The sequence below is a fragment of the Burkholderia sp. MSMB1498 genome (assembly GCF_001526245.1).
Classification (GTDB): Bacteria; Pseudomonadota; Gammaproteobacteria; order Burkholderiales; family Burkholderiaceae; genus Burkholderia; species Burkholderia savannae.
In genome coordinates, this window is record NZ_LOYJ01000111.1 from 205,873 (window position 1) to 223,431 (window position 17,559).

13 protein-coding genes and 1 pseudogene are annotated in these 17,559 nt (G+C 68.2%); 12 read left to right on the top strand and 2 right to left on the bottom strand.

Annotated features, from left to right (window positions below; genetic code table 11):
- Positions 1-380 precede the first annotated feature (380 nt).
- Positions 381-1,454: a 3-deoxy-7-phosphoheptulonate synthase AroG gene (aroG, locus tag WS91_RS25895; RefSeq protein ID WP_059583419.1), complete on the top strand. Its 1,074-nt coding sequence runs from the start codon at positions 381-383 to the stop codon at positions 1,452-1,454.
- A 508-nt stretch (positions 1,455-1,962) separates the two neighbouring features.
- Here the strand turns inward: aroG and hmpA are convergent.
- Positions 1,963-3,171 carry an NO-inducible flavohemoprotein gene (gene hmpA, locus WS91_RS25900; protein ID WP_038753317.1) on the bottom strand — a complete coding sequence of 403 codons (1,209 nt, stop codon included), beginning with the start codon at positions 3,169-3,171 and terminating at the stop codon, positions 1,963-1,965.
- Between the two features lie 120 nt (positions 3,172-3,291).
- Positions 3,292-3,837 carry a cob(I)yrinic acid a,c-diamide adenosyltransferase gene (locus tag WS91_RS25905; RefSeq protein ID WP_038753316.1) on the bottom strand — a complete coding sequence of 182 codons (546 nt, stop codon included), beginning with the start codon at positions 3,835-3,837 and terminating at the stop codon, positions 3,292-3,294.
- Positions 3,838-3,993: 156 nt separating this feature from the next.
- Here WS91_RS25905 and WS91_RS25910 point away from each other — a divergent pair, with 156 nt between their 5' ends.
- The 11 genes and pseudogenes from WS91_RS25910 (at position 3,994) to WS91_RS25965 (ending at position 17,454) form a co-directional block, all read left to right on the top strand.
- The gene (locus WS91_RS25910; RefSeq protein WP_038753315.1) at positions 3,994-5,400 is read left to right on the top strand and encodes an FAD-binding oxidoreductase; all 1,407 of its coding nucleotides are present in this window, start codon (positions 3,994-3,996) and stop codon (positions 5,398-5,400) included.
- Positions 5,401-5,467: 67 nt separating this feature from the next.
- Entirely contained in the window at positions 5,468-6,961 is a 1,494-nt protein-coding gene (locus WS91_RS25915; RefSeq protein ID WP_038753314.1) for an FAD-linked oxidase C-terminal domain-containing protein, read from the top strand.
- 89 nt (positions 6,962-7,050) lie between these two features.
- Positions 7,051-8,139 carry a glycolate oxidase subunit GlcE gene (gene glcE, locus WS91_RS25920; protein ID WP_038753313.1) on the top strand — a complete coding sequence of 363 codons (1,089 nt, stop codon included), beginning with the start codon at positions 7,051-7,053 and terminating at the stop codon, positions 8,137-8,139.
- A gap of 6 nt (positions 8,140-8,145) precedes the next feature.
- Entirely contained in the window at positions 8,146-9,372 is a 1,227-nt protein-coding gene (gene glcF, locus WS91_RS25925) for a glycolate oxidase subunit GlcF (RefSeq protein WP_038753312.1), read from the top strand.
- A 160-nt stretch (positions 9,373-9,532) separates the two neighbouring features.
- Positions 9,533-10,231: a YggS family pyridoxal phosphate-dependent enzyme gene (locus tag WS91_RS25930; protein WP_038753311.1), complete on the top strand. Its 699-nt coding sequence runs from the start codon at positions 9,533-9,535 to the stop codon at positions 10,229-10,231.
- Positions 10,232-10,265: 34 nt separating this feature from the next.
- Positions 10,266-11,078: a pyrroline-5-carboxylate reductase gene (gene proC / locus WS91_RS25935; protein ID WP_059671282.1), complete on the top strand. Its 813-nt coding sequence runs from the start codon at positions 10,266-10,268 to the stop codon at positions 11,076-11,078.
- Between the two features lie 978 nt (positions 11,079-12,056).
- Positions 12,057-12,929: pseudogene (gene aepX, locus WS91_RS25945) on the top strand (phosphoenolpyruvate mutase); the annotation flags it as partial.
- Positions 12,930-13,298: 369 nt separating this feature from the next.
- Complete coding sequence (locus tag WS91_RS25950; RefSeq protein WP_059671284.1) at positions 13,299-14,540, top strand: pyridoxal phosphate-dependent aminotransferase; 1,242 nt, start codon at positions 13,299-13,301, stop codon at positions 14,538-14,540.
- A gap of 65 nt (positions 14,541-14,605) precedes the next feature.
- Positions 14,606-15,442, top strand: coding sequence for a phytanoyl-CoA dioxygenase family protein (locus WS91_RS25955; protein ID WP_059646105.1), 837 nt, complete (start codon positions 14,606-14,608; stop codon positions 15,440-15,442).
- Complete coding sequence (locus tag WS91_RS25960; RefSeq protein ID WP_059671285.1) at positions 15,439-16,623, top strand: 2-aminoethylphosphonate aminotransferase; 1,185 nt, start codon at positions 15,439-15,441, stop codon at positions 16,621-16,623. The genes WS91_RS25955 and WS91_RS25960 overlap by 4 nt, the downstream gene beginning before the upstream one ends.
- A gap of 99 nt (positions 16,624-16,722) precedes the next feature.
- Entirely contained in the window at positions 16,723-17,454 is a 732-nt protein-coding gene (locus WS91_RS25965) for a helix-turn-helix transcriptional regulator (protein ID WP_231752096.1), read from the top strand.
- Positions 17,455-17,559 lie beyond the last annotated feature (105 nt).

The following is a 17,559-nucleotide window of genomic DNA, read 5'->3' on the forward strand; positions in this document are numbered from 1 at the left end:
TCGCGCAAATCGACGACATTGCGCGGATTGCCCGCATTTTTAGAGTCACAGGATTGCCAGCCGCGCCCCGACCGGGTATAAATCTCGTTCTCGTATCGCTTCATTGATGAGCCGCATTTCCGCCATGTCCGCAAAGTTTTACTTTTACTTTTTTTGGCATCTCAGGCCGCTGGCGGATCGAGAGGAGTGATGGCGCGCGAAGCGCAACCGAATTCCCGAAAAACCGCCGGCGAACCCGGCGGTTTTTTTTCGCCCCGCCGGTTCGCGACAGCGGCAGACGAATCGATCCACCGGCTTTCCCGAATCACCCGAATTGTCGAATTGAACAGCTAGCCGCACCCGCGTACGCCGGGCGGCGCCTCGAACCGGAGAACCCAAGCATGCCCCCGCACAATACCGACGACGTCCGCATCCGAGAACTCAAGGAGCTGATTCCGCCCGCGCACCTGATCCGCGAATTCGCGCTGAGCGAAGCGGTGTCGGAGCTCATCTACAACTCGCGCCAGGCGATGCACCGAATCCTGCACGGGATGGACGACCGCCTCATCGTCATCATCGGGCCGTGCTCGATCCACGACACGAAGGCCGCGCTCGAATACGCGGGCCGGCTCGTCAAGGAGCGCGAGCGCTTCAAGAGCGAACTCGAGATCGTGATGCGCGTGTACTTCGAGAAGCCGCGCACGACGGTGGGCTGGAAGGGGCTCATCAACGATCCGCACCTCGACAACAGCTTCAAGATCAACGACGGCCTGCGCACCGCGCGCGAGCTGCTGCTGCAGATCAACGAGATGGGGCTGCCCGCCGGCACCGAATACCTCGACATGATCAGCCCGCAGTACATCGCCGATCTGATCTCGTGGGGCGCGATCGGCGCGCGCACGACCGAATCGCAGGTGCACCGCGAGCTCGCGTCGGGGCTGTCGTGCCCGGTCGGCTTCAAGAACGGCACCGACGGCAACGTGAAGATCGCGGTCGACGCGATCAAGGCCGCATCGCAGCCGCACCATTTCCTGTCGGTGACGAAGGGCGGCCACTCGGCGATCGTGTCGACGGCCGGCAACGAGGATTGCCACGTGATCCTGCGCGGCGGCAAGGCGCCGAACTACGACGCGGACAGCGTGAACGCCGCTTGCACGGACATCGGCAAGGCCGGCCTCGCCGCGCGCTTGATGATCGACGCGAGCCACGCGAACAGCTCGAAGAAGCACGAGAACCAGATTCCGGTCTGCGCGGACATCGGCCGGCAGATCGGCGCGGGCGACGAGCGGATCGTCGGCGTGATGGTCGAGTCGCATCTCGTCGAAGGCCGCCAGGATCTGAAGGAAGGCTCCCCGCTCACGTACGGCCAGAGCATCACCGACGCGTGCATCAACTGGGACGACAGCGTGAAGGTGCTCGAAGGCCTCGCCGAAGCGGTGAAGGCGCGGCGCGTCTCGCGCGGCAGCGGGAACTGAGCGCGGCGGGCGTTGCCGCGCGACGGTTCGTTCGGTTCGTTCGGTTCGTTCGGTTCGTTCGGGCCGCGGTTCGCGGCCCGATGCTCGCGGCCCACGCTTCGCGCCATATTCTCGGTGCGTCGTCCGCGTGTGCCGTCGCACGCGAGACGTGACCGGTCGCGTAGTGCGCGCATCGCTCGGCGGCCGCCGCGTCAACGCACGCGGCACTCGCCGCCCGGCCCGCTTCAGACGCCGCGCTCCGCCGAACTTCACCGCACTTCACCGCGCGCGTCGGGCATGCGCGACGAAGCGCGGCGAACGCGCGAAAGACTCCATGATCGCCCGACCGCGACGCAGTGAGCCATATCGACGGAAATCGGAAGGACGGCTCGATCAGGCGCATGCCCGCCCCTGATCGACACGATTCCAGTCCGCGTCGAGCAGGCCGTGCCCAAAGAAAAAGCCCGGCTCGAAACGCCGGGCTTTTTCGTTTCGCTTCAGCGAACGTTCGCCGTTCGCGAGCGCTTCGTCATTCGAGCGCGCCCGAGCCGAAGATCTCCGTCTGCACGCGCTCCGGCGCGACGCCAAGCGCGACGAGCGCATCGCGCTGCTGCTTCATGAATGCGATCGGACCGCAGATGTAGTAGTCGGCGTCCGGCACGAGCGCGTGGCGCTCGAGCGCCGCCGGCGTGATCCGCCCTTCGTGGTCGTGATCGACGCCCGGCCGGTCGTTCGGGCCGACTTCCTCGTAGAACACCGCACGCTTCACGTTCGGATGCGCGTCCGCCGCATCGTTCAGCCAGTCGCGGAACGCGTGCGCGTGCGCCGACCGGCAAGCGTGCAGGAAGCGCACTTCGCGCTCGCTGCCCGACGCGACGAGCGCCGACGCCATCGACATCATCGGCGTGATCCCAACCCCGCCCGAAATCAGCACGACGGGCGTCGACGCGTTGCGGTTCAGCGTGAAGTCGCCCATCGGCGCGGTGACCTCGACGATCGAATCGACGCCGACGCCGTCGTGCATCAGCGTCGACACCTTGCCCGCCGGCACTTCCTCGCTGCGCCCCGCTTCGCGCTTGACCGAGATGCGCAGCCACTGGCCGTGCGGCGCGTCGGACAGGCTGTACTGGCGCGGCTGGTCGACGCCCATGTCGCCGACGAAGCGCTTCACCGAAACGTACTGGCCCGGCTCGAACCCTGGCGCCGCGCCGCCGTCGGCGGGCGTCAGGTAGAACGACGTGATCTCGTCGCTCTCGCGCACCTTCTTCGCGACCTTGAACGGGCGGAAGCCGCTCCACGCGGCGTTCTCGTACAGATTCGCCTCCGCGCCGATCAGAATCGCCGCGAGCTGGCCGTACGCGACGCGCCATGCATCGAGCGTGTCCGGATCGACCGCGTCGCCGAGCACCTCGACGATCGACGCAAGCAGGTTCTCGCCGACGATCGGATAGTGCTCCGGCCGGATGTTGAGGCTCGCGTGCTTGTGCGCGATCCGCGACACGGCGCCGCCGAGCGCGCCGAGATTGTCGATGTTCGCCGCGTACGCGTAGACCGCCTTCGCGAGCGTCTCCGGCTGGCTGCCCGTCTTCTGGTGCGTCTGGTTGAAGACGTTCTTCAACTCGGGATGACGCCCGAACATCCGTTGATAGAAGTGCTTCGTGATCGTCGCGCCGTGCTCCGCGAGAACCGGGGCGGTCGCTTTCACTCGGGCCATTTGCTCGGCGGTCATCTGCGTCATGAAAGTATTCCTCTGTTAAACATTCTCAAACGATACATCTTTATAGGCGCACGCCCGGCAGGCAAATTGTCGCACCTCGCCACAACGAGCCCGCAATTGCAATGATGCGCATCAACGCGTTCAGCGCGCGCGGTCCCACAACACGTCGGCGCCGCCCGCCGCGCGGTTCAGCACGCGCGCGAGCACGAACAGCAGATCCGACAGCCGGTTCACGTAGCGGCGCGGCGCCGCGTTGAGCGCCTCGTGCGCGCCGAGCGCGACGATCGAGCGCTCCGCGCGGCGGCACACGGTCCGGCACACGTGCGCGAGCGCCGCCGCGCGCGCGCCGCCCGGCAGGATGAATTCCCGGAGCGGCGGCAGTTGCGCGTTGTAGTGCGCGAGCCAGCCGTCGAGGTGCGCGAGATGCGCGTCGGTGATCGCCGCATGCCCCGGAATGCAAAGCTCGCCGCCCAGATCGAACAGATCGTGCTGGATCGTCGAGAGCGCCGCGCGAATGTCGTCCGGCAGCGGCTCGGCGAGCAGCACGCCGATCTGCGAGTTCAGCTCGTCGACGTCGCCGATCGCCGCGATCCGCGCATCGTCCTTGCGCACGCGGCTGCCGTCGCCGAGGCCCGTCGTGCCGTCGTCGCCCGTGCGGGTCGCGATCTTGCTCAAGCGATTGCCCATTCGTGTCTCCCGTCGTCTGCGGCAGCGCGCGCCGCGTCGGTGAAATCCCTATTATCGCAGCCGCGCTCGCGGCGGCGCGCATGCTTTCGAGCGTAGAATGATCCGGCCCGCCTCGCCGCGGCGCCCGCCATAAAGATCCGCCCCCAGGAGACTCGCGTGAACCACCCCGCCCCGCCGCATCGCCCGCTGCCTGCCGCCTTCGTCGACGCGCTCGCCGCCCGGTTCGGCGCACGCATGTCGACTGCGGAAGCCGTGCGCGCCCATCACGGCCGCGACGAGTCGCCGTTCGATCCGCAACTGCCGGACGCCGTCGTGTTCGCGCAAACGGCCGACGACGTGCGCGACGTCGTCGGCCTCTGCGCGCGGCACGCCGTGCCGCTCATTCCGTACGGCGTCGGCTCGTCGCTCGAAGGCCATCTGCTCGCCGTGCGGGGCGGCGTGTCGCTCGATCTGTCGGAGATGAACCGCGTGCTGTCGATCGACGCCGACGACCTCACCGCGACGGTCGAGCCCGGCGTCACGCGCCGCGCGCTCAACGACGCGCTGCGCGACACCGGCCTCTTCTTCCCGATCGACCCGGGCGCGGACGCGAGCATCGGCGGAATGACCGCGACGCGCGCGTCGGGCACGAATGCGGTGCGCTACGGCACGATGCGCGAGAACGTGCTCGGCCTCACGGCCGTGCTCGCGGACGGCCGCGTCGTGAAGACGGGCACGCGCGCGCGCAAGTCGTCGGCGGGCTACGATCTCACGCGGCTTTTCGTCGGCTCGGAAGGCACGCTCGGCGTGATCACCGAGATCACGCTGCGATTGCATCCGCAGCCCGAGGCGGTGTCGGCCGCCGTGTGCGCGTTCGGATCGATGAGCGCCGCCGCGCGCGCGGTGATCGAGACGATCCAGATCGGCGTGCCGATCGCGCGCGTCGAATTCGTCGACGCGCTCGCCGTGCGCGCGATCAATCGCAACGCGCATCTCGGGCTCGTCGAGGCGCCGACGCTCTTCTTCGAATTCCACGGCACCGAATCGGGCGTGCGCGAGCAGGCGCGGCAGGTCGAGGAACTCGCCGCGCAAAACGGCGGCCAGGGCTTCGAATGGGCGACGCGCCCCGAGGATCGCACGCGCCTCTGGTCCGCGCGCCATCACGCGTATTTCTCGATGCTGCAGCTGAAGCCCGGCTGCCGCGCGGTGACGACCGACGTCTGCGTGCCGATCTCGCAGCTCGCCGCGTGCGTCGAGGAAACCGAGGTCGATCTGAACGCGTCGTCGCTGCCGTGCCCGATCGTCGGCCACGTCGGCGACGGCAACTTCCACGTCGCGATCCTCGTCGATCCGGCGAAGCCCGAAGAGCTCGCCGAAGCGGAGGCGCTCAACGACCGGATCGTCGAGCGCGCGCTGCGCATGGGCGGCACCTGCACGGGCGAGCACGGCGTGGGGCTGCACAAGATGCGCTTTCTCGCGGCCGAGCACGGCGAGAACGCGGTCGACGCGATGCGCGCGATCAAGCGCGCGCTCGATCCGGACAATCTGATGAATCCCGGCAAGATCTTCACGATCGACGCATGAAAACGACGACGCCGGCGCCGGGACGACCGAACGACGTCGCGCCGTGCGTCGCGCAACAGGAGGAGACATGAACGCCCCCGCCGAACTGTCGGCCGATCTGCGCGCGCAGCGCCAGCGCGAAATCGTGCAGGCGCTGATGGCCGTGCTGCCGACCCACTGCCTGCTGTATCGCGACGAGGACACGGCCGCGTACGAATGCGACGCGCTCTCCGCGTATCGCAGGCTGCCGCTCGCGGTCGCGCTGCCGGAGACCGAATCGCAGGTGCAGCGGATCGTGCAGATCTGCCGGCGGATGGACGTGCCGATCGTGCCGCGCGGCGCGGGCACGAGCCTGTCGGGCGGCGCGCTGCCGATCGGGCACGGCGTCGTGCTGTCGCTCGCGCGCTTCACGCGGATCGTCGAAGTCGATTCGTACGCGCGCACGGCGACGGTCCAGCCGGGCGTGCGCAATCTCGCGATTTCCGAAGCCGCCGCGCCGTATGGGCTCTACTACGCGCCCGATCCGTCGTCGCAGATCGCCTGCACGATCGGCGGCAACGTGGCCGAGAACTCGGGCGGCGTGCATTGCCTGAAGTACGGGCTCACGTGCCACAACGTGCTGCGCGTGCGCGGCGTGACGAGCGACGGCGAGATCGTCGAATTCGGCTCGCTCGCGCTCGACACGCCCGGCCTCGACCTGCTCGCCGTCACGATCGGCAGCGAAGGCATGTTCATCGTCGTCACCGAAGTGACGGTGCGGCTGATTCCGAAGCCGCAGGCCGCGCAGCTCGTGATGGCGAGCTTCGACGACGTCGTCAAGGGCGGCGAGGCGGTCGCCGCGATCATCGCGTCGGGCATCATCCCGGCCGGCCTCGAGATGATGGACAAGCCGGCGACGCAGGCGGTCGAGACGTTCACGCACGCGGGCTACGACCTCGACGCGGCCGCGATCCTGCTGTGCGAATCGGACGGCACGCCGGAGGAAGTCGCCGAGGAAATCGTGCGGATGACCGCGGTGCTGCGCGAGCACGGCGCGACGCGCATCCAGGTGTCGCGCAGCGAGGCCGAGCGGCTGCGCTTCTGGTCGGGCCGCAAGAACGCGTTCCCGGCCGCGGGCCGCATTTCGCCCGACTATTACTGCATGGACGGCACGGTGCCGCGCCGCGCGATCGGGCCGCTTCTCGCGCGCATCGAGCAGATGGAGACGAAATACGGGCTGCGCTGCATCAACGTGTTTCACGCGGGCGACGGCAACATGCACCCGCTCATCCTGTTCAACGCGAACGATCCCGACGAGCTGCACCGCGCGGAGGAATTCGGCGCGGACATCCTCGAGACGTGCGTCGAATTCGGCGGCACGGTGACGGGCGAGCACGGCGTCGGCGTCGAGAAGCTGAATTCGATGTGCGTGCAATTCTCGCGCGAGGAATGCGACGCGTTCTTCGCCGTCAAGCGCGCGTTCGATCCGCCCGAGCTGCTGAATCCGGACAAGGGAATTCCGACCCGCGCGCGCTGCGCCGAATACGGGCGCATGCACGTGCGCGGCGGGCTGCTGCCGCATCCGGACCTGCCGCGCTTCTGAGGCCGCCGCGCGGCCTAAGGGGTTCGCCCGACTGTACGATCGCGCAGCCCCGGTAAAATCGACCGAAACGAACAACGAAACACAACGCCATGGAAGAGGACGACATCGTCGCGGGGTGGGCCGCGCGCATCCGCGAAGCCGCGGCGAGCGGCCGCGCGCTGCGCATACGCGGCGGCGGCACGAAGGACTGGTACGGCCAGGCGCTCGACGGAGAAATCCTCGACGCGCGCGCGCATCACGGCCTCGTGTCGTACGACCCGGCCGAGCTCGTCGTCACCGCGCGCGCGGGCACGTCGCTCGCCGAGCTCGAGGCGACGCTCGCCGAGCGCGGCCAGATGCTGCCGTTCGAGCCGCCGCACTTCGGGCGCGGCGCGACGATCGGCGGCGCGGTCGCGGCGGGTCTCGCCGGCCCGCGCCGCGCGACGACGGGCGCGCCGCGCGATTTCGTGCTCGGCGTGACGATCCTGAACGGGCGCGGCGACATGCTGCGCTTCGGCGGGCAGGTCGTGAAGAACGTCGCGGGCTACGACGTGTCGCGGCTGATGGCGGGCTCGCTCGGCACGCTCGGCCTGATGCTCGATCTGTCGATCAAGGTGCTGCCGATTCCCGCCGCCGAAGTCACGCTGAAGTTCGACATGAGCGCGACCGACGCGGTGCGCAAGCTCAACGAATGGGCGGGCCGCCCGTTCCCGCTGTCGGCGAGCGCGTGGCGCTACGGCACGCTCGTGCTGCGGCTGTCCGGCGCGGAAGCGGCCGTGAAGAGCGCGAAGAACGCGCTCGGCGGCGAGGCCGTCGACGCTGTCGAGGCCGAGCGCTTCTGGGAAGGCGTGCGCGAGCAGAACGATCCGTTCTTCTCGTCGCTCGCGCCGGGGCACGCGCTGTGGCGCCTGTCGCTGCCGTCGATCACCGAGCCGATGCATCTGCCGGGCACGCAGATGATGGAATGGGGCGGCGCGCAGCGCTGGTGGATCACCGATGCCGATGCGCAGACGGTGCGGATGAGCGCGAAGCAGGCAGGCGGCCACGCGACGCTCTTTCGCGCGAGCGAAAGCTACGACAAAAGCGCGGGCGTGTTCACGCCGCTGCCCGCGCCGCTGATGAAAATTCACCGCGGGCTGAAGACTGCGTTCGATCCGGCGCGCATCTTCAACCGCGGCCGGCTCTACCCCGATCTCTAAAGCCCGATGCAGACGAACCTCGCCGATTTCATCCGCCATACGCCCGACGGCGAAGATGCCGACGCGATCCTGCGCAAGTGCGTGCACTGCGGCTTCTGCACCGCGACCTGCCCGACCTATCAGCTGCTCGGCGACGAGCTCGACGGCCCGCGCGGGCGCATCTATCTGATCAAGCAGATGCTCGAAGGCGCGGAAGTCACCCGCAGCACGCAGCAGCATCTGGACCGCTGCCTCACCTGCCGCAGTTGCGAGACGACCTGCCCGTCGGGCGTCGAGTACGGCCGGCTCGTCGACATCGGCCGCAAGGTCGTCGAGGCGAAGGTGCCGCGGCCGCTGTCGCAGCGAATCGTGCGCCGGCTGCTCGCGAGCTTCGTGCCGAACGCCGCCGTGTTCGCGCCCGTCATGCGGCTCGGCCAGCACGTGCGGCCGCTGTTGCCGAAGCGGCTGCGCGACAAGGTGCCGCCGCGCGCGCGCCTGCTCGCGTGGCCGAGCGCGCCGCGCGAGCGCCGCGTGCTGATGCTCGCGGGCTGCGTGCAGCCGTCGATGATGCCCAACATCAACATCGCGACCGCGCGCGTGCTCGACGCGCTCGGCATCGAAACCGTGGTCGCGCCGGAGGCCGGCTGCTGCGGCGCGATCCGGCTGCACCTCGGCTATCACGACGAGGCGCTCGACGACGCGCGCCGCAACATCGACGCGTGGTGGCCGCACGTCGAGCGCGGCGTCGAGGCGATCGTGATGAACGCGTCCGGCTGCGGCGCGACGGTGCTCGAATACGCGCACCTGCTGCGCGGCGATGCGGCGTACGCGGACAAGGCGCGCCGCATCGTCGGGCTGACGAAGGACCTGTCCGAGCTGCTCGGCGGCTTCGAGGCCGAGCTGATCGCGCTCACGCGCCGGCGCGGAATCCACACGGTCGCCTACCATCCGCCGTGCACGCTGCAGCACGGCCAGCAGTTGCGCGGCAAGGTCGAGCGGCTGCTGGAGGCGCTCGGCATCGAGGTGCGCCTGCCCGCCGACAGCCATCTGTGCTGCGGCTCGGCGGGCACCTATTCGCTCACGCAGCCGTCGCTCGCGTACAAGCTGCGCAAGCAGAAGCTCGCGAAGCTGCAGGCGACCGAGCCGCAGATGATCGTGTCGGCGAACATCGGCTGCATCGCGCATCTGCAAAGCGGCACGCAGGTGCCCGTCGTGCACTGGGTGCAGCTCGTCGAGAACCTGCTTTACGGCTGACGCCGCGCGGCGCGCGCACGCCGCTTCGCGCGCGCCGGCTGCGCACCGGTTGTCCGCCGGTTGTCCGCCGGTTGTCCGCCGGTTGTCCGTATAATTCCCGCATCCTCCGCGCGCAGCGGCACGCCGCCCGACGCGCGCCTCAAGTTTCGTTCGCCCTGCCATGTCCGATCTCGCCGCCCGCCTCGCCTCCGTTCACCGCCGCATCGAAGACGCCGCCCGCGCGGCCGGACGCGAGCCGCGCGCGGTCACGCTGCTCGCGGTGTCGAAGACGTTTCCGGCCGACGCGGTGCGCGCCGCGCACGCGGCCGGCCAGCGCGCGTTCGGCGAGAACTACGTGCAGGAGTCGATCGACAAGATCGATTCGCTCGCCGATCTGCGCGCCGAGCTCGAATGGCATTTCATCGGCCCGCTGCAATCGAACAAGACGCGCCCCGTCGCCGAGCGCTTCGACTGGGTGCACGCGATCGACCGGCTGAAGATCGCGCAGCGCCTGTCCGAGCAGCGGCCCGCGCATCTGCCGCCCCTGAACGTCTGCGTGCAGGTGAACATCAGCGGCGAGGCATCGAAGAGCGGCGTCGCGCCCGCCGACGCCGCCGGGCTCGCACGCGCGATCGCCGCGCTGCCCGCGTTGCGGCTGCGCGGGCTGATGGCGATCCCCGAGCCCGCGCACGACGACGAAGCGAAGCGCGCGCCGCACCGCGCGCTGCGCGCGCTCTTTGACCAGTTGCGCGCCGAGGGCCTCGCGCTCGACACGCTGTCGATGGGCATGTCGGACGATCTCGAAGCCGCGGTCGCCGAAGGCGCGACGATCGTGCGGATCGGCACCGCGATCTTCGGCGCGCGCGATTACGCTCACTGAACCCGTCACTTCTTTCTCAACGGCCTCATTCATCATGAAAATCGCATTCATCGGCGGCGGCAACATGGCCGCCGCGTTGATCGGCGGACTCGTCAAGCGCGGTGTCGCGGCAAGCGGCCTGCTCGCCGTCGACGTCAACGAAGACGCGCGCCAGCGCGCGCAAGCGCAATTCGGTGTGCGCACGGCGGCCGCGATCGACGCCGCGCTCGCCGGCTACGACGCGATCGTGCTCGCGGTGAAACCGCAAGTGCTGAAGGACGTCGCGGCGGCACTCGCGCCGCATCTGTCGACGCAGCTCGTCGTCAGCATCGCGGCTGGCATTCGCGGCGCGGACTTGTCGCGCTGGCTCGGCGGCTATCCGCGCGTCGTGCGCACGATGCCGAACACGCCGGCGCTCGTCGGTCTCGGCGTGACCGGGCTGTCCGCGCCGCCGGACGTCGACGCGGCGGGCCGCGACCTCGCGTCGAAGGTGCTCGGCGCGGTCGGCGAGACCGTCTGGTTCGACGAAGAATCGCAGCTCGACGCCGTGACCGCGATCTCCGGCAGCGGCCCCGCGTACGTGTTCTATTTCATCGAGGCGCTGCAGGAAGCGGCGCGCCAGCTCGGCATGAACGACGCACAGGGCCGCGCGCTCGCGGTCGCGACGTTCGCGGGCGCCGCGCAACTCGCGGTGCAGTCGGGCGAGCCCGCGAGCGTGCTGCGCGAGCGCGTGACGTCGAAGGGCGGCACGACGGCGGCCGCGCTCGCGTCGTTCGACGCGCAGGGCGTGAAGGATGCGATCGTGCGCGGCGTGCTCGCCGCGCAGGCGCGCGCGAAGGAAATGGGCGACGAGCTCGGCGCGGCGTAACCCGTGCTCGCCGAACCGGGGCGCGATCCGCCGCGCCCCGGTTCGGCCGTCGGGCGGCGCCTGCGCCCCATTTCGAAAGGTCGACGCTTGAAGGGTCGGTCTCACTGTTCGAACGTGTGCCCGCCGGCATACTCGCGCGCGACGAGCAGCCGACGCGCGGTTCCTCGTATGCCGCAACCTTCCGCCTTTCGCCCTCGTGCCGGCAGCAACTTGTTCGTTGCGCCGCCGCACATCGGTCACCGCATCGATCGGGCGCTCGGCATCGGCCCGCGATCGATCTCACGGCGCGGGCCGCGCGCCACGTGACGCGCGCGGCCCGCGCAGCCGCACCGCCCGCGGCAGCGGCCGCTCGCGACGCATCGCAGCAACGCACCCGGAATGCCGAACGATCGCGACGCGACCGCACCGGGCTCGCCCTCCCCGCGCGCACGTTCCGGCGATGTCCGCGATGCCATCGCGGGCATCCGATTCCGACGCCCCGCGCACGCTTTCGGTTCACGCTTCAAAGCGCCGCCACCGAGGCAATTGATATTTTCGGCCCAATTAAAATGCATCACGCCGTCGATTTTTAATAAATTTTTTTGCTTTATCGACATATTCCGCCACACGAATCGTCGACTCCCGATCGAATGACAATCGATTAAATTTCCGGCCGAAAAATAAAAATCGCCAAGATCGGGGTCAAACGCCAAAACCCCGATATTTCACCGATCGAGACATTCGTCGATTTCGTTCAAAACCGGAAATTTCTACTTCGCACCGCCCATCGCGCCTGTACACATTACATTTCCGCGCCTTCCACCTACATCTTCTTGTAGTTTTTAATTGTGACAAAACGATGTCTAATGAAATCCAAAATGGACAATGGCATTCGATAATTTCGAATCGACTCATTGCATCCGGCCCTCCCCACGGCGTGTCGACCTATTGCTGTTGATCGGCATCCGTTGCTCGGCAAACGCTAGGAAAGGTGAATCCATGACAAAGACAAAAGCACGCGTCCTGAAGGAACTGATTTTCGGAAAAGAGCTGGAGTTCTTCATGGAGGCGCACAACGCGCTGAGCGCGAAAATCGCCGAGGAAGTCGGCTTCAAGGCGATCTGGGGCTCGGGCCTGTCGATCTCCGCATCGCTCGGGCTGACCGACCGCAACGAAGCGTCGTGGACCCAGGTCGTCGACGTCGTCGAATTCATGGCCGACCACACGTCCGTGCCGATCCTGCTCGACGGCGACACCGGCTTCGGCAACTTCAACAACGTGCGACGGCTCGTCAAGAAGCTCTCGCAGCTCGGCATCGCCGGCGTTTGCCTCGAAGACAAGCTCTTCCCGAAGATGAATTCGTTCCTCGGCTCGGGCCAGGACCTCGCGGACATCGCGGAATTCTGCGGCAAGCTGCGCGCGGCGAAGGACAGTCAGACCGATTCGGATTTCTGCGTCGTGGCGCGAATCGAGGCGCTCGTCAGCGGCTGCCCGATGGAAGAGGCGCTGCGGCGCGCCGACGCATATTGCGACGCGGGCGCCGACGCGGTGCTGATCCATTCGAAGAAGGCCGACGGGCAAGAGATTCTCGACTTCTGCACCCAATGGTCGCAGCGCGCCCCGATCGTCATCGTGCCGACGAAGTACTACAAGACGCCGACGTCCGCGTTCCGCGACGCGCGCGTATCGGCCGTGATCTGGGCCAATCACAGCCTGCGCGCGTCCGTGACCAACATGCGACGGGTGACGCGCGCGATCTACGAGAGCCAGACCGTGGCCGGGATCGAGCACGAAATCGCGACGCTGAACGACATCTTCGAGCTCACCGGCGAATTCGAAGTGCAGGCCGCCGAGCACAAGTATCTCGCCGCGTGATTCGCGTGATTCGTGCGATTTCGCCGAAGCGGCAAGCAACGGAGCCCGATGCGGCGTAGCCCAAGCCCGCGCGCGATGCGACATGGCGGGCAATGCGACGCGTTCGCCGCGGCGTCGAGCGCATCGGCGACGCGCGAAGCGATGCGGCCTGGCGGCCCGCTCGCCGCCGAATCGGCCCGGGCGCCCGGGCACCCGTTGCGCCGGGCGGGCGCGCCGGTCTGCCTGGCGGGCATCCATCCGGCGTTGGCGGGGCATACGGCCAGCGCCAGGCAGCCGCGCCGCCGTCCCGCGTTGCGAACCATCGGCCGGCGCCGCGCCTCCCGGCGGCACCGGCCCTCGTCCCATCACCACGAACGTGAGCGCACCATGCAAACCAAGCGAATTTCTTCCGATGTCTTTCCGACGGCGCTGAATCCCGTCCTCGTCGACATGGACGTCTATGCGTCGAAGGCCATTTCGCTGCGCGCGAAGGCCGATCCGCAGATCGCGAACCTGAGCTTCGGCGAGCCCGTGTTCGGTCCGCCCGCGCATCTGCTCGACGACATCGCCCGCGAGGACCTGTCGCTCAACGCGTTCCTCGACGCGTCGAAGCGCTACGAGAATCCGCGCGGCAGCCTCGCGCTGCGCGAGGCGATCGCCGGCTGGTATCGCGACCGCTACGGACTGCTGCTCGATCCGGAGCGCGAGATCATGGCGACGCACGGCGGCGTCGAGGCGATTGCGCTCGCGCTGCTCGTGACGTCGGCGCCCGGCGATCCGGTGATCGTCAGCGATCCCTCGTATCAGCTGTACGCACGCGCCGTCGCGACGCTCGATCGCGTGCCGCGCCGCCTGCGCCGGGAGCCTGCGCAGCACGAATACGCGAACAGCCTCGCGGACGATGCGCCGTTCGCCGGCGCGAAGGCGTTCATCGTGAACTCGCCCGAGAACCCGACGGGCTACGTGGCGAGCGGCGAGGACTGGCGACGCATCGCCGAAGTGGCCGACAAGCACGGCACCTGGGTCATTCACGACGAGGTCTACGACGTGATGCATTTCGAGCGGCCGCACGCGCCGGCGAGCACGTTCGAGCCGCTCGCGCGCAACGCGATCCTCATCAACAGCTTCTCGAAGAAATTCGGCCTGCCCGGGCTGCGGATCGGCTGGATGGTCGCGCCGGCTCACGTCATCGATCAGGCGGCGAAAGCGCACGACTACCTGTACCTCGGCGTCAACATCCAGTACGAGCGCATCGCGACGCGCGTCATCGGCGACCCGAAGCGCGACGGCTGGCTCGCGCAAACTGTCGCCGATCTGCGCGCGCGCAACGTCGCGGCGCTCGAGCGCCTGTCGTCCGACGCCGGCTATCGATGGACGCGCCGCCCGCTCGGCGCGATGTTCTTGTTCCCGGACGTGAGCGGCTACTACGAGCGACTCCCGGCCGCCTTCCGCCGCAGCGGCGTGCCGATCGGCGACGAAGTCGCGCGCTTCCTCCTCGAGGCGCGCAAGGTGGCGGTCGTGCCCGGCTCGGCCTACGGCAAGCTCGGCGACAACCACGTGCGCCTCGTTCTATGCACCCAGCAACAGGCATTCGAGCAGGCGCTCGAACGGATGCGGCACACGGCTTGAAGACGACGCGCGGCTGAGCCGGCCGCCGCTTTTCGATCGAGATCTCGACTCCAAAGGCCACTTCGATGACTACACTGCGCGATTCCTTTCACGAGCGCGGCTACGTCCGCCTGCCGCATCGCGCCACGCGGATCGATCTGTCGCGCGTCGAAGCGGAATACGATCGACTGGCGTCGCAGGCCGCGCGCCGCCTCATCGAGAATCCAGGCGCGCCCGCCGAAGCCGGCGCCGTCATCGCGGTCGCCGAACGCGCCGATCCGCACACGCTGTGCCGCTTCGAATACCTGGCCGGGGCATCCGCCTACGTGAGGCAGTCGCTCGTTCCGCGCCTCGCGCAACTGATCGAACGCGTGCTCGGCGAGCCCGTGTCGCTGTTCAAGGACAAGTGCAACCTGAAACTGCCGGGCGGCGGCGCGTTCACCGCGCATCAGGACATCACCGCCTATCGCCATTTCCCGACCCGCTATCAGGTCACGGCCGCGCTCGCGCTCGATCCCGCGGTCGCGGCGAACGGCGGCCTCGAGATGGCCGACGCGCGCGGCGGCGCACGGGCCGGCGCGCCGTCGGCGCACACGCCGCGCGGCATGCTCGCCGAGCTGCCGAGCTACGACGGCGGAGCGCGCAACGGCGACATCGTCGACGAGCTCGCCGCCCGGATGACGTGGACGCTCGTCGAAGCGCAGCCGGGCGACGTGATCCTGTTCGATTCGTACGTGCCGCACCGCTCCGACGCGAACCGGTCGGATTCGATGCGCCGCATGCTGTTCTTCACGTTCAATCCCGCGAGCGAAGGCGACCTGTACGAGCTGTACTACCGCGAGAAACGCAGCAGCCCGGACAACCCGATCTTCCACGTGGCCACGCCGACGCAACACAGCGCGATCCGGGAGGCGCCGAAATGAACGATGCCGCCGGCGGGCCGCCGCGCGCGCACGCGGCCCGGCACCGCCTCTTCACGCCGGGCCCGCTCACGACGTCGGATGCGGTGCGCGCCGCGGCCGCGATCGATCTCGGCTCGCGCAGCCCGCCCGCGGCGGCGCTCACGGCACGCCTGCGCGCGAAGATCGCGCGCATCGCCGGGTGCGGCGGCGGCTACAGCGCGGTGCCGCTCCAGGGCAGCGGAACGTTCGCCGTCGAAGCGATGCTGTGCAGCCTGCTCGCCGACGACGATCACGTGCTGATCGTCGAGAACGGCGCCTACAGTGAGCGGATGACGCAGATATGCCGGATACACGGCATCCGGCACGACGTGCTCGCGTGCGACCACGCCGCGCGCTTCGATCTGTCGCGCGTCGAGCGCGCGCTCGACGCGAGTCCGCACGTCACGCATGTCGCGGCCGTTCACTTCGAGACGGCGCTCGGCGTGCTCAACGACGTCGCGGGCCTCGTCGCGCTCGCCGCGCGGCATGGCCGCCGCGTGCTGCTCGATGCGATCAGCACGTTCGGCGCCTATCCGCTCGATTTCGCCGGACGCACGCTCGCGGCGCTCGCGCTGTCGTCGAACAAGTGTCTTCACGGGCTGCCCGGCCTCGGCTTCGTGATCGCCGACGAGCCCGCGCTCGCGCGCCGCCCCCGCCCGCGCACGCTGAGTCTCGATCTGCTCGCGCAACATCGCGCGCTCGAATCGAACGCTCAGTGGCGCTTCACGCCGCCCGTCCAGATCATGCTCGCGCTCGATCGGGCGATCGACGAATACGATGCGGCAGGCGGGCAGCCCGCGCGCCTCGCGTCGTATCGGCGGCGCGCGCAGCGGCTCGTCAACGGGCTCGCGCGCGTCGGCGTCGTGCCCATCATCGACGCCGCGCACCGCGCGCCGATCATCACCACGTTCGCGACGCCGCCGCACGTTCGCGGCCGCATCGCCGCGCTCGAGCAATACCTGTTCGAGCGCGGGCTCGAAATCTATCCGACCAAGCACTCGAATCCGGATTCGTTCCGGGTCGGCGTGATCGGAGAACTCGACGATGCCGACATCGACGAACTCGTTCTGCGCATGTCCGAGTTCATCGCGCCGTTCGCGCCGAGCGCGGCACAGCCACGCCGCGCGCGGCGCGCGGGCGCGCGAACGCCGCCCCCCGCCTGAAATCGGCCGTCGGCCGTCCGCCGTTCGTTATCGGTCATTCGCTATCGGCCATCCGTTATCGGCCATCCGTTATCGGCCATCCGTTTCCGGTGAACCATCATGAGACACGCGATATTGACGCTGGATATTCTCGAACAAACGTCGTCCGCGCGAACGGAGCGCGATATCCACGACATCCTCTCCAGAATCACGGTGAAACTCGGATTCGACTATTTCTTTTACGGCGCGCTTACCGACATCGGAAAAGAGGAAAACCCGGTCAGGACGATTTCGGATTTTCCCGCCGCGTGGCGAGAAAAATACAAATCCGCCGGCTATATCCGGATCGACCCGATCGTGCTGCATTGCGTACGCCGCGTGATTCCGCTGCAGTGGCACGACGGCATCTGCGATTCGCGCGAGCAGCGGGAATTCATGGTCGATGCGCGCGAACACGGGCTCGTCGCGGGCGTGAGCTTTCCGGTTCATTCGGCGCACGGCGACGTGAGCGTATTGAGTCTCGCGTCGCGCGCGGCCGCCCGATCGAAGAGCCTGTCCGCGAAATACGCGCCGACGGTTCTCGCTCAAGGCGCGCTCGCCGCCGCATTCGTGCGCGAAGGCATCGAGCGCGTCTCGAACCGGCCGGACCACGAGCCGAGCGCGCCGCTGACGCATCGCGAGCTCGAATGCCTGAAATGGATCGCCGCCGGAAAATCGAGCTGGGAAATCGCGATGATCCTCGGCATATCGGAAAACGGCGTGCTTTATCACGTGAAAAAATTGATGGCGAAATTCGACGTTCAATCGAGGCATCTCGCCGTGCTGAAAGCGATGGCTTCCGGCATGGTGTAAATGCGGTCCGCCGGTCCGCGAAATTGGCCGAAAGCGCTATATCGACGGGCCGTTTGACTGGCCGGACAATCATCAATTAGAGTGAAGCGATCCCTGTCGTTGTCC

Coding starts and splice junctions, on each gene's coding strand:
- WS91_RS25950 (WP_059671284.1), top strand. CDS start 13,299: ATGCAAACCAAGCGAATTTCTTCCGATGTCTTTCCGACGGCGCTGAAT.
- WS91_RS25930 (WP_038753311.1), top strand. CDS start 9,533: ATGTCCGATCTCGCCGCCCGCCTCGCCTCCGTTCACCGCCGCATCGAA.
- hmpA (WP_038753317.1), bottom strand. CDS start 3,171: ATGACGCAGATGACCGCCGAGCAAATGGCCCGAGTGAAAGCGACCGCC.
- WS91_RS25955 (WP_059646105.1), top strand. CDS start 14,606: ATGACTACACTGCGCGATTCCTTTCACGAGCGCGGCTACGTCCGCCTG.
- glcF (WP_038753312.1), top strand. CDS start 8,146: ATGCAGACGAACCTCGCCGATTTCATCCGCCATACGCCCGACGGCGAA.
- WS91_RS25915 (WP_038753314.1), top strand. CDS start 5,468: ATGAACGCCCCCGCCGAACTGTCGGCCGATCTGCGCGCGCAGCGCCAG.
- aroG (WP_059583419.1), top strand. CDS start 381: ATGCCCCCGCACAATACCGACGACGTCCGCATCCGAGAACTCAAGGAG.
- WS91_RS25960 (WP_059671285.1), top strand. CDS start 15,439: ATGAACGATGCCGCCGGCGGGCCGCCGCGCGCGCACGCGGCCCGGCAC.
- WS91_RS25905 (WP_038753316.1), bottom strand. CDS start 3,837: ATGGGCAATCGCTTGAGCAAGATCGCGACCCGCACGGGCGACGACGGC.
- glcE (WP_038753313.1), top strand. CDS start 7,051: ATGGAAGAGGACGACATCGTCGCGGGGTGGGCCGCGCGCATCCGCGAA.
- WS91_RS25965 (WP_231752096.1), top strand. CDS start 16,723: ATGAGACACGCGATATTGACGCTGGATATTCTCGAACAAACGTCGTCC.
- proC (WP_059671282.1), top strand. CDS start 10,266: ATGAAAATCGCATTCATCGGCGGCGGCAACATGGCCGCCGCGTTGATC.